Source organism: Halarchaeum nitratireducens (assembly GCF_014647155.1).
Taxonomy (GTDB): Archaea; Halobacteriota; Halobacteria; order Halobacteriales; family Halobacteriaceae; genus Halarchaeum; species Halarchaeum nitratireducens.
The window spans coordinates 373,191-385,123 of record NZ_BMOQ01000003.1; the positions used below are offsets into that span (position 1 = coordinate 373,191).

Genomic DNA, 11,933 nt, shown 5'->3' on the forward strand with positions numbered 1-11,933 from the left:
TTCGCTACCGTATCAGGTAACACGATGCAATCAGTGTACGACATCGCGGCGGATTGGAACGGAATCGGCGGCCGGACGGACGGGGGGTCGCGATGACGATCGCGAACACGCCGCTTGCCGGCGAGATCTTCCTCCTCGCACGGCTCTGCTTCGGGCTCACGCTGGCCTACATGGGGCTCAACCACTTCCGGGCGACGGACTACATGGCGGGCTACGCGGCGTCGAAGGGAATCCCCGCGCCGACGGCGGGCGTCCTCGTCTCCGGGGGGATGCTCGTCCTCGGCGGTCTCGCCATTGTCGTCGGCGCGTTCCCGGTGCTCGCGGCGGGCGCGCTCGCCGTCTTCCTGCTCGTCTCCGCGGTCACCATCCACGACTACTGGGCCGCGCCCGAGGACCAGCGGAGCGACGAGCAGACGTCGTTCCTGAAGAACGTCGGGCTCGCCGGCGGCGCGCTCTGCTTCCTCGCGCTCGGCGGCGTCGACTGGCAGTACGCCCTCAACGTCGGGGTGTTCTAGGTGGCGGCCACCGACCCTCACGCGGACGCTGGACTCGCCACTGCGGGTCCCGACCCGGCCGACGCCGGCGTCGGTGCGGTGCTGATCCACGGCCGCGGTGCCACCGCGCAGAGCGTCCTCGGCCTCGCCGAGGAGTTCGAGCGCGACGACGTCGCGTACCTCGCCCCGCAGGCCGCGAACCGGACGTGGTACCCAAATCCGTTCACCGCGCCGACTGAAGCGAATCAGCCGCACCTCGACTCCGCGCTCGCCACCGTCGAGCGCGCCGTCGGCACGCTCACGGACGCCGGGATCGCGTGCGAGGACGTCCTCCTGCTCGGCTTCTCGCAGGGAGCGTGTCTCACGACCGAGTACGCCGCGCGCGACGCCCGCCGATACGGCGGCCTCGCCGCCTTCTCCGGCGGCCTCATCGGCGAGACCGTCGAGCGCGAGCGCTACGGCGGCGACTTCGACGGGACGCCCGCGTTCGTCGGCTGTAGCGACTCCGACCCTCATATCCCCGAAGAGCGCGTCCGCGAGACGACCGCCGTCCTCAGCGACCTCGGGGCGGACGTCGACGAGCGTCTCTACCCGGACGCCCCGCACGGGATCTTCGCGGACGAGATCGACGCCGTGAACGACATCGTGAACGCCCTCGGCGCGTAGCGGGCGCGGGCCGCCCCGCTTTTACTGCCGGCCGGCTATCCTCCTCACATGAGCGACGACGAGCCGACTCGAAACATCTCCGGGGGCGACGCGGGCGGCGGCGTGAGCGCGGCCTTCGACGCGAGCGACCATCCCGACACGCCGCTCGTCGAACGCGTCGTCGACCGCCTCGGCGAGCGCTACTGGCAGAAGACCTACGGCGGACGGGACGCCTTCGAGTGCCTCGTCCGCACGGTCCTCTCGCAGAACACGTCCGACGAGGCCAGTCAGCCCGCCCACGATTCCTTGATGGCGCGCTACGCCGACGGCGACGCCGACCTCGCCGAGGCGCTGGCGGACGCCCACCAGCCCGACCTCGCCGAGACGATCTCGTCTGCCGGGCTCTACAACCAGAAGTCGGAGACGATCATCAGACTCGCCGAGCGCGTCCTGACGGAGTACGGCGGCGCCGACGCGTTCGACGGCTTCGTCCGCGAGGCCGACTACGCCGAGGTGCGCGCCGCTCTCCTCGACATGAAGGGCGTCGGGCCGAAGACCGCCGACTGCGTCCTGCTCTTCGCCGGCGGGCGCGACGGCGTCTTCCCGGTCGACACGCACGTCCATCGGATCGCGCGACGGATGGGGTTCGCGCCGCCTGACGCCGACCACGAGGGCGTCCGCGAGGCGATCGAGCGCGAGCTCCCCGCCGAGAAGTGCGGCTTCGGCCACACGGCGATGATCCAGTTCGGTCGGGATTTCTGCACCGCCCGTAAACCCGCGTGTCTCGACGATCCCGAGGCCTGCCCGATGGCCGACGTCTGCGCGCAGGTCGGCGTCTACCCCGACGCCGGCGACGTCGTCGACCCCGCGGACGCGACCGACTAAGCGTCCGCGGCCGCTCCTACTCGTCCGCGCCGATCTCGTCGGCGAGGCCGTCGATGACGTGTTCGGCCGACGAGAGATTCGTCGCCAGCGGGACGTCGTGCACGTCGCAGATACGCAACAGCGCCGAGATGTCCGGTTCGTGCGGCTGGGAGGTCAGCACGTCGCGGATGAAGATGATCGCCTCGCACGTCCCCTCCGCCACCTCCGCACCGATCATCATGTCGCCGCCGTACGGTCCCGAGGCCTTGCGCTCCACCTCCAGATTCGTCTCCTCCATGATCCGCTTCCCCGTCGTCCCCGTCCCGATGAGGTCGAACTGCGCCAGTCGCTCCTCGTGGTTCTGCGCGAAGTCGATGAGGTCCGGTTTCTTCTCGTCGTGCGCGATGAGCGCGATACGCATATCGACACTCCGGGTGGTGGCAGTAAGAAGCTTGGTACGCGACCGCCTTCGTGTGCCAGCGCCCGCCCTCGCGCTCTGACCGGACGGGTGGTCTCGCGCAGTGACGAGAGGGCGTCGTCGTCTCGAACCGCGACTTCGCCCTCTCGCACGCGGACGCGGCGCCGACCACTGACGGCGGCCGGTCGCCTCGCGCCGAAGACGCGGCTTCGCGTGCACCGGAACGTCGCGCGCTCGCGCGGTGATGGACTCCCCGACGGAGCCCGTCTCGTCGGGCCGTGCTCGCCCTCCGGCCTCGGCGAGGCCGGGGCGCTGTGAACGGCCGGGTAGAGTCAGAGGAAACGGAACGTTTCGAGGTTCTTCGGCGCGAACGTCCGCATGTTGTAGTCGTGGTAGAGCGCGCTCGAGAGGTCCTGCGTGGAGCGCTCGTCGCCGTGGACGCACAGCACCTTCTCGGGGCGCGGGTTCATCGTGCGCACGAAGTTCTCGAGGCCCTGCCGGTCGGCGTGGCCGGAGAAGCCGTCGACGGTCTCGACGTCCATGTTGAGCTGGAGGTGCTGGGTGCGGCCCCCGGAGCCCCCGACGGGGATCTCGTCCCACCCGCTCTGGATGCGCCGCCCCATCGTCCCCTGGGCCTGGTAGCCGACGAAGATCATCTGGTTGTCCTCCTGCGGACCGAGGTGTTCGAGCCACGACATGATGGGGCCGCCGGTGACCATCCCGGACGTGGAGAGGACGATGCACTCCTCGCCCTCGGCGACGTCCATGCGCTCCTCCTCGCCGCCGTCGATGTGGTTGAACTGCTCGGCGAGGAATGGGTTCTCGTCGTCGTGGAAGATCCGATCGCGGAGGTCGTCGCGGAGGTACTCGGGGTAGGTGGTGTGGATGGCGGTGGCCTCCCAGATCATGCCGTCGAGGTGGATGGGCATGGTCGGGATCTTGTCGTTGCGCATCGCCTCTTCGAGGACGAGCATGAGCTCCTGCGAGCGCCCGACGGCGAACGCCGGGATGACGACTTTGCCCCCGCGCTCGTAGGCCTCGTTGATGACTTCGAGGAGCTTGCGCTCGGAGTCCTCCTGATCGGTCTGGTAGTCGTTCCGACCGCCGTACGTCGACTCGAGGACGAGCGTCTCGACGCGCGGGAAGTCGTTGACCGCGCCGTTGAACAGGCGGGTGTCCTCGTAGTGGATGTCGCCGCTGAACGCGACGTTGTAGAGGCCGTCGCCGATGTGGAAGTGCGTGACGGCGCTCCCGAGGATGTGACCGGCGTTGTGGAAGGTGAGCTTGACGTCCGGCGCGATGTCCGTCACGTCGCCGTAGTCGAGCGTGATACAGTGTTTGATGGCTTCTCGAACCATCTCGGAGTCGTAGGGCGGCGTTCGTCCCTCCTTGGCCGCGACGTCGAGATAGTCGAGCGTGAGCAGGCCCATCAGATCGCGCGTCGGCTCCGTGCAGTAGATCGGGCCGTCGTAGCCGTATTTGAACAGCAGCGGGATGAAGGCGGAGTGATCGAGGTGCGCGTGGGTGAGGACGACGGCGTCGATGGTGTTCGCGCCGGCGCCGAGCGCCTCGGAGACTTGGAGGTAGGGCACTTCGTCCTCGCTCCCGGGCTTGTCGCCGCAGTCGATGAGGATGCGCGTCTCGGGCGTGCTGAGGATGAAGCTCGCGCGCCCGACCTCGCGGCAGCAGCCGAGCGTCGTGATGCGGACGTACTCGTCGTCGGACATCTCCTCTCGGTGGATCTGTCGGCCGACCTTTTCGAGGATGTCGCGTCGGTCGTCGCGCTCGGTCTTCAGGAAGTTCCGCACGTTCCGGACGGTGGACGACTCGATCGGCGGCGTGCGGACGACCTCGGGGGTCCAGCCCGCGCGCTGGGTGATCTCGCGCAGGGTCGAGCCGTGTCGGCCGATGACCATGCCCGGCTTCGAGGCCTCGATGACCACTTCGCCCGTGTCCTCGTGGAAGTCGAGGTCGGTGACGCCGGCGTCCTCCGGGACGACGTCCATGATCTCCCCGCGGGCCTCGCGGGGCGGAGAGAGGACGTCCGGATCGGGGCGGACGGTGATTCGCTTTCGCAGCTGGGAGGCGAGTCGGCGGATGAGGTCGCCGTTCTCCGCGAACTTCTTCGGGTCGCGGGTGTAGACGACGAGTTCGGGACCCTCGTACTTGACCTCGGTGACCGAGATGTCCGGTGGCACTTCGTCCGCGATCGTCTGTTGTAGTTCTTCGAGTTGCGTGTCTACGGAGCTCATAGTGAACTTGGCGGGCTTCGTCGGGGTGTCACGGCACGGCGCGGCGCGGACGAGACGGCCCGGCCGCGCGTCCCGTGCTCGGTGACTGGCCGAGAGATGACATCGTAGTGAGTGCGGTCGACCCACGGGAGATGCCCGTGGATCCCGCGGGAGCAGTCGTGAAAACCCGCTTGCCCAGTTATATACCCGTGCGGTTATAAAACACCTTCGCAAGGTAGACGGTCGCCGCCGCGCGAGGTGGGGTATGGACGTGACACCGACGACAGTCCGCGCGGAACGCGAGCGGCTCTGCGGCCGCGCGGACGCGGTCGTTCCGGTCGTGAACGCCGTCCGCGCGGACCTCGGTGCGGCGTTCGACACCGACGTGCCCGGGATCGACGCCGACGACTACCGCGACGCGATCGACGCGGCCTTCGCCGACGGGGATCGGGCGGTCAACGTCACCGGACTCGCGCTCTGTCTCCGCGAGCTCGACGTCCGGGGCGACTACCCGGGGTTCGTCGTGGACGAGCTGTTGGGCCGCGAGCTCGCCGCGACGATCGCCGGCGAGCAGCCCCTCCGACTGCTCGCGGAGGCGACGTTCCACTACGCGGACGTGACGGCGGTCGCGGACACGCCGGGCCGTGCGGGACTCGACGATCTCGACGCGGCGCTCGCGGCGGGCGTTCAGACGCGACTCCCCGGGTGGGCGTGGCGCGACGGCGAGAACCCCTTCGAACCGTAACGACGACCGCGTCGCCGGGACCTACCTTCCCGGCGCGCGAAAACAATGGCCAGACCAGCGACCGACACCGACGGTGGCCGCGGCGGGGGACGCCGCGGCCGGGGACTCCCTTAGTCGCTTCCGATGGAGAGCTCGGTGTCCTCGGGCACGAACGGCTCCGACGGACCGTCGTCCTCGCGGAGCGCTCGATAGATCTCGCGCTCGCGACGCTGCTGGCGTTTGCCCATGCCCTTCCGTTCGCGACCGCGCTTCGTATCTCCCATTACATCGTGGTATGTGTCCGCATGGCACTTAAGCCTGTCCCCCGTCCGGTCGGCGGGCCCCTTCAGGAGATTTAAGGCCGCAGTCGGCCTCGAAACCGACAATGAGTGAGGATCAGGAGCTCGGCATCACCGAGCAGAAGGAGTACAACCCCGGCGAGTGGTACGCCGAGGTCGTCGAGAAGGCCGAACTCGCGAGCTACGCCCCGGAGGGGATGGGGGGGTTCATCGTCACGCGCCCGCGCGGGTACAGCCTCTGGGAGAGCGTGCAGGACAACCTCGATCGGTGGTTCGACGAGACCGGCGTCGAGAACGCCTACTTCCCGCTGTTCATCCCCGAGGACTACCTCGAACGCGAGAAGGACGTTGTCGAGGGGTTCGATCCCGAGGTCGCGTGGGTGACCCACGGCGGACACGACGAGCTGGAGGAGCGCCTCGCCGTGCGCCCGACCTCCGAGTCGATCATCGCGCCCTACATGGCCCAGTGGGTGCGCTCGCACCGCGACTTACCCCTCAGACTCAATCAGTGGTGTAGCGTCGTCCGCTGGGAGGCCACGGAGACGAAGCCGTTCTTCCGGACGAAGGAGTTCCTTTGGCAGGAGGGCCACACCGCCCACGAGGACGAAGCGGGCGCGTGGGAGGAGACCCTGACGCGACTCGATCAGTACCAGCGCCTCTACGAGGACGTCTTCGCGATGCCCGTGATGCGCGGCGCGAAACCCGACCACGATAAGTTCCCGGGCGCGGACACCACGACCACGGTCGAGGCGCTGATGCCGGACGGGAAGTCCGTGCAGGGCGCGACGTCGCACAACCTCGGACAGTCCTTCGCGGAGGCCTTCGACCTCACCTTCAGCGACGAGGACGAGGTGGAGCGCGTCGCGCACACGACGTCGTGGGGGCTCTCGTGGCGCGCGCTCGGCGCGCTCATCATGACGCACTCCGACGATCAGGGGCTCGTGCTGCCGCCGACGGTCGCGCCCGAGCAGGTCGTGATCGTCCCGATCTGGCAGGAGGACACGAAGGAGTCAGTCCTCCAGTACTCGGCGGAGATCGCGGCGGAACTGGAGGAGGCAGGCGTCCGCGTCCACCTCGACGACCGCGACGAGCGCAACCCCGGGTTCAAGTACAACGAGTGGGAGCTCAAGGGCGTCCCCCTGCGCCTGGAGATCGGCCCGAACGAGGTCGCGGACGGGGAGATCACCGCCGTCCATCGCCCCGACGGCGAGCAGACGACGACGGCGCGCGACACGCTCGTCGAGGACGTCGAGGCGCATCTCGACGAGGTGTACGCGAAGCTCTACGCGACCGCCGAGGAGAACCTGGAGGAGAACGTCCGGGAGGCCGACAGCCCGGAGGAGATCATGGGTACCATCGGCCAGCACGGCGGTTACGTCCGCACGCCGTGGTGCGGCGACGAGGCCTGCGAGGAGGCGATCAAGGAGAAGGTCCACGCAGAGATCGTCGCGGTTCCGCTCGACGAGTCGGCCGTCGAGGGCGACCACCGCGACAACGCCCACCGCGCGGAGGCGGTCCACGAACCGGGCGACGAGTGTACGGTCTGCGGCGACGACGCGGTCGAGACGGCGTACTTCGCCCGATCGTACTGAGCCCCCGGTTCTTCGCCCTTCCACTCGACCGCTTTCGTTTGTTGCCATACCCATCTCCTAATATTGTCTAAGGCTGTGGTTATATGTCCTAAGGTGCTGATGGAAGGTGTTTTATGCGACGACCCGTGTCTTACAGTCACATATGACTGAGCACGACGCACGGAGCGGCGGCCGGCGCCTCGCGGACCCGGCCGAGGCACGCTCGAACTGCGGCGTCGGGGTCGTCATGGACCTCGACGGTGAGGGCGGCCACGACGTCGTTTCCGACGGTCTCGACCTCCTCGCGAACCTCGAACACCGCGGGACGACCGGCGCTGAGAAGAAGACCGGCGACGGGGCCGGCATCCTCCTTCGAATCCCGGACGGTTTCTTCGCCGACGAGATCGACGACCTCCCCGAGCAGTACGCCATCGGATCGTTCTTCCTCCCGCAGGACGCCGACGAACGCGCAGACAGCAAGGACGCCGTCGCCGCCGCCCTCGACGAGCACGGTCTCGACGTCGTCGCGTGGCGCGACGTCCCGACCAACAACGCCGACCTCGGACAGACCGCCCTCGACTCCGAACCCCACGTCGCCCAACTCGTCGTCACTCCCGACGACTACATGGACGACGACGACTTCGATCGCGCGCTCTACGTCGGCCGGCGCGCCGTCGAGAAGGCGGTCGACCACGAGCGATTCTACGTCTGTTCGCTCGACCGACAGACGCTCGTCTACAAGGGTCTCCTGAAGGGCGATCAGGTACGCGACTACTACCCGGACCTACAGGACGAGCGTCTCACCTCCACGTTCGTCCTCGTGCACGCGCGCTTCTCCACGAACACCCTCGGCGCGTGGCACCTCGCCCACCCCTACCGGAACATCGTCCACAACGGCGAGTTCAACACGATCAAGGGCAACGTCAACTGGATGCGCGCCCGCGAGGACGACGTCGAGAGCGAGCGCTTCAGCGAGGCCGAGCTCGACACGATCCGCCCCGTGATCCCCGACCCGGACCAGTCCGACACCGCGAGCGTCGACAACGCCCTCGAGCTGCTGATGCAGGGCGGGCGCGACCTCCCTCACGCCCTCCGGATGCTCATCCCGGAAGCCTGGGAGGGCGACGAGGCGATGGACGAGGAGCGCCGGGACTGGTACGACTACCACGCCTCGCTCATCGAACCGTGGGACGGCCCCGCGCTCGTCGTCGGGACCGACGGCGAACGCGTCGGTGCGGCCCTCGATCGCAACGGGCTCCGCCCGTGTCGCTACGAGATCACGACCGACAACACGCTCGTCATGGGGAGCGAGGCGGGCGCCGTCGAGACGCCCGCCGCCGAGGTGGCCGAGCGCGGCCGGCTCCAGCCCGGCCAGCTCTTCGTCGCCGACCCCGAGGAGGGGCGCGTCGTCCCCGACGACGAGGTCTTCGAGGACCTCACCGACGAGACGTACGGCGAGTGGGTCGACGCCGAGCAGACGCACTACGAGGGGCACGCCGCCGACCCCCTCCCGAGCGGCGACGGCGACGCGCTGCGCGCCCGACAGGCCGCCTTCGGCTACACCCACGACGAACTGAACGAAGTGTTGGAGCCGATGCTCGACGCCGGGAAGGACCCGGTCGGCTCCATGGGCGACGACACGCCCCTGGCGGTCCTCTCGAAGTTCAACATCCCGCTGTTCAGCTACTTCCGCCAGATGTTCGCGCAGGTGACGAACCCGCCGATCGACTACATCCGCGAGGACGTCGTCACCTCCCTCCAGACCCGACTGGGTCGGGAGCGAAACCTCCTCGACGAGACGGCCGCCCACGCCAATCAGGTCGTCCTCGACTCCCCGATCCTGACCGACGGGGACCTCGATCGCGTCCGCGACACCGACGTCCCGGACGTCACGGTCGACATCACCTACGACCCCGAGACGGACCTCGAAGACGCGGTCGAGGACGTTCGCGCGACGGTCGAGGCCGCGATCCGCGACGGCGCCGAGATCGTCGTGCTCTCCGATCGGGACGTCGGGGCGGAGCGCCTCGCCATCCCGAGCCTGCTGGCGACGAGCGCCGTCCACCACCACCTCGTCCGCGAGGGCCTGCGCACGCGTGCCGGTCTGGTCGTCGAGTCCGGCGATCCCCGGACCGTCCACCAGCTCTCGACGCTCGTCGGCTACGGCGCGGGCGCGGTCAACCCCTACCTCGCCATGGAGACGGTGACGGACCTCGTCGCCGGCCCGGACGGGATGGACGACGCCGAGGCCGTCGACACGTACGTCGACGCCCTCGAACAGGGCCTGCTGAAGGTCATGTCCAAGATGGGCATCTCGACCGTCGAGTCCTACCGGGGCGCGCAGATCTTCGAGGCGGTCGGCCTGAACGACGGCCTCGTGGACGAGTACTTCGAGGGGACGCCGAACAAGACCAGCGGCATCGGGCTCGACGAGATCGAGGCCGACCTCCGCGAGCGCCACCGGCAGGGGTACGCCAGCGAGGAGGTCGACCTCGAACGACAGGGCGAGTTCACGAACACCTCGAACGGTCGGTTCCACCAGTGGAACCCCCAGACGGTCAACGCCCTGCAGTCCGCGGTCCGCTCCGACGACTACGAGCAGTTCGGGGAGTTCTCGGACCTGATCGACGATCAGACCCAGCAGCTCCAGACGCTGCGCGGCCTCATCGACATCGACGGCTCGGAGCGCGACCCCGTCCCGCTCGACGAGGTCGAGCCCGCGGAGGACATCGTCGAGCGCTTCTCGACGGCCGCGATGAGTCTCGGGAGCCTCAGCCCCGAGGCCCACGAGAACAACGCGAAGGGGATGAACTCCATCGGCGCGAAGGCGAACACCGGCGAGGGCGGCGAACCGCCCGAGCGCTTCAACACCGAGCGGGAGTGTAAGATCAAGCAGGTCGCCTCCGGGCGCTTCGGCGTCACTTCGGAGTACCTCTCCGAGGCCGAGGATCTCCAGATCAAGATGGCGCAGGGTTCCAAGCCCGGCGAGGGCGGTCACCTCCCCGGCTCGAAGGTCAACGAGATGATCGCCGGCGTCCGCTGCTCGACGCCCGGCGTCGGTCTCATCAGCCCGCCGCCCCAACACGACATCTACTCCATCGAGGACCTCAAGCAGCTCATCTACGACCTGCGCTCGGGTAACCCGGACGCGCGCGTGCACGTCAAGCTCGTCTCCGAGGCCGGCATCGGTACGATCGCCGCCGGCGTCGCAAAGGCGAAGGCGGACTGCATCCACATCTCCGGGCACGCGGGCGGGACGGGCGCGTCCCCGAAGACCTCGATCAAGCACGCGGGCCTCCCGTGGGAGCTCGGCCTCGCCGAGGCGAACCAGCTCCTCCGCGAGACCGGCCTGCGTTCGCGCGTCACGCTCCGCGTCGACGGCGGGCTCAAGACGGGCCGCGACGTCGCCATCGGCGCGCTCCTCGGCGCCGAGGAGTTCGCGTTCGGGACGGGTAGTCTCGTCACCTCCGGCTGCGTGATGGCGCGACAGTGTCACGCCAACACCTGCCCGGTCGGGATCGCGACGCAGTCCGAGAAGCTCCGCGAGCGCTTCCCCGGCCAGCCCGAACACGTCGTGAACTTCATGATGTTCATCGCGCAGGAGCTGCGCGAGATCATGGCGGAACTCGGCTTCACGGACCTCGACGAGATGGTCGGGCGGACCGAACTGCTCGACCAGCGCGACGTCGACCACCCGAAGGCCCGCACGCTCGATCTCTCTCGCGTCATCGCGGACCCGGTCGACAACGACGACCGCTACCGCACCCGCGAGCAGGACACGGACCACGACGAGCACTTCGACTGGGACGTCCTCGAAGACGTCGGCGACGCGATCGAGGCCGGCGACTCCGTCAGCGTCGACACCGACGTGACGAACGTCGATCGCGCGGTCGGCGGCGTGCTCTCGAACGCCGTCTCGACGGCGCACGGCGGCGATGGCCTCCCGGACGACACGGTGTCGCTCGACCTCGACGGCATCGCCGGGCAGTCCTTCGGCGCGTGGCTCGCACAGGGCGTCACGCTGAACCTCACGGGCGCGGCGAACGACTACGTCGGCAAGGGCATGTCCGGCGGGAAGATCGTCGTGAACACGCCCGACGAGGCGCCCTTCGACCCGGCGACGAACACCCTCATCGGGAACGTCGCGCTCTACGGTGCGACGGACGGCGAGCTGTACGTGAATGGCACGGCCGGCGAACGATTCGCCGTCCGGAACTCGGGCGTGAAGGCCGTCGTCGAGGGCGTCGGCGATCACGGCTGCGAGTACATGACCGGCGGCGTCGTCGCGGTGCTCGGCGACGTCGGGCGGAACTTCGCGGCCGGGATGTCCGGCGGCGTCGCCTACGTCTACGACCCCGACGACGAACTCGCCGAGAAGGCGAACCGGGGGATGGTCTCCCTGGAGACCGAACTCACGGACCAGGACGAGGCGATGCTCCGTCGACTCGTCCAGAACCACGAGACCTACACGGACTCCGATCGCGCCTCCACCCTGCTCGGCACCTGGTCGGCGGCCCGCGACGACTTCGTGAAGGTGATGCCGGACGCCTACGCCGACGCCATCGCGGAGCGCCCGGAGGACGACGCGCGCAAGTCGCTCCCGGCGCCCGCGGCGGAACCCGAACCGGGTCACGCGGACTGAGATCCGACTGAAACGCCCGTTTCAGTCCCCGAAATCGCTTTTCTC

The 11,933-nt window shown here is 68.7% G+C and carries 9 protein-coding genes; 6 read left to right on the forward strand and 3 right to left on the reverse strand.

The genetic code is table 11. The features are described from left to right. The first annotated feature begins 92 nt into the window (after window positions 1-92). The 3 genes from IEX91_RS06540 to IEX91_RS06550 are packed head-to-tail and all read left to right on the forward strand — an operon-like array spanning window position 93 to window position 2,024. Entirely contained in the window at window positions 93-515 is a 423-nt protein-coding gene (locus tag IEX91_RS06540; protein WP_188877820.1) for a DoxX family protein, read from the forward strand. After that, on the forward strand, window positions 516-1,160 hold the full coding sequence (locus tag IEX91_RS06545) for an alpha/beta hydrolase (RefSeq protein WP_188877821.1): 645 nt from the start codon (window positions 516-518) through the stop codon (window positions 1,158-1,160). A 48-nt stretch (window positions 1,161-1,208) separates the two neighbouring features. Further along, complete coding sequence (locus IEX91_RS06550; RefSeq protein ID WP_188877822.1) at window positions 1,209-2,024, forward strand: endonuclease III domain-containing protein; 816 nt, start codon at window positions 1,209-1,211, stop codon at window positions 2,022-2,024. Between the two features lie 16 nt (window positions 2,025-2,040). On the opposite strand, the gene IEX91_RS06555 is transcribed toward IEX91_RS06550, so the two are convergent. Continuing rightward, window positions 2,041-2,424, reverse strand: a complete 384-nt coding sequence (locus tag IEX91_RS06555) for a methylglyoxal synthase (protein WP_188877824.1) — start codon at window positions 2,422-2,424, stop codon at window positions 2,041-2,043. Between the two features lie 329 nt (window positions 2,425-2,753). Further along, window positions 2,754-4,673, reverse strand: coding sequence for a beta-CASP ribonuclease aCPSF1 (locus IEX91_RS06560; protein WP_188877825.1), 1,920 nt, complete (start codon window positions 4,671-4,673; stop codon window positions 2,754-2,756). A 244-nt stretch (window positions 4,674-4,917) separates the two neighbouring features. On the opposite strand from IEX91_RS06560, the gene IEX91_RS06565 reads away from it, so the two are divergent. Then, on the forward strand, window positions 4,918-5,397 hold the full coding sequence (locus IEX91_RS06565; protein WP_188877826.1) for a hypothetical protein: 480 nt from the start codon (window positions 4,918-4,920) through the stop codon (window positions 5,395-5,397). Between the two features lie 110 nt (window positions 5,398-5,507). On the opposite strand, the gene IEX91_RS06570 is transcribed toward IEX91_RS06565, so the two are convergent. Further along, window positions 5,508-5,660, reverse strand: a complete 153-nt coding sequence (locus tag IEX91_RS06570) for a hypothetical protein (RefSeq protein WP_188877827.1) — start codon at window positions 5,658-5,660, stop codon at window positions 5,508-5,510. Between the two features lie 101 nt (window positions 5,661-5,761). Between IEX91_RS06570 and proS the strand changes: the two genes are divergently transcribed. Together proS and gltB are read left to right on the forward strand one after the other, a co-directional pair. Next, a complete protein-coding gene (gene proS, locus IEX91_RS06575) occupies window positions 5,762-7,267 on the forward strand; it encodes a proline--tRNA ligase (RefSeq protein WP_188877828.1) in 1,506 nt (501 codons plus the stop codon). Between the two features lie 142 nt (window positions 7,268-7,409). After that, window positions 7,410-11,888, forward strand: coding sequence for a glutamate synthase large subunit (gene gltB, locus IEX91_RS06580; RefSeq protein WP_188877830.1), 4,479 nt, complete (start codon window positions 7,410-7,412; stop codon window positions 11,886-11,888). Window positions 11,889-11,933 lie beyond the last annotated feature (45 nt).

Excerpts from the sequence above, each read along its gene's own strand:
- IEX91_RS06540 (WP_188877820.1), top strand. The coding sequence starts at position 93 with ATGACGATCGCGAACACGCCGCTTGCCGGCGAGATCTTCCTCCTCGCA.
- IEX91_RS06550 (WP_188877822.1), top strand. The coding sequence starts at position 1,209 with ATGAGCGACGACGAGCCGACTCGAAACATCTCCGGGGGCGACGCGGGC.
- IEX91_RS06555 (WP_188877824.1), bottom strand. The coding sequence starts at position 2,424 with ATGCGTATCGCGCTCATCGCGCACGACGAGAAGAAACCGGACCTCATC.
- IEX91_RS06560 (WP_188877825.1), bottom strand. The coding sequence starts at position 4,673 with ATGAGCTCCGTAGACACGCAACTCGAAGAACTACAACAGACGATCGCG.
- IEX91_RS06565 (WP_188877826.1), top strand. The coding sequence starts at position 4,918 with ATGGACGTGACACCGACGACAGTCCGCGCGGAACGCGAGCGGCTCTGC.
- IEX91_RS06570 (WP_188877827.1), bottom strand. The coding sequence starts at position 5,660 with ATGGGAGATACGAAGCGCGGTCGCGAACGGAAGGGCATGGGCAAACGC.
- proS (WP_188877828.1), top strand. The coding sequence starts at position 5,762 with ATGAGTGAGGATCAGGAGCTCGGCATCACCGAGCAGAAGGAGTACAAC.
- gltB (WP_188877830.1), top strand. The coding sequence starts at position 7,410 with ATGACTGAGCACGACGCACGGAGCGGCGGCCGGCGCCTCGCGGACCCG.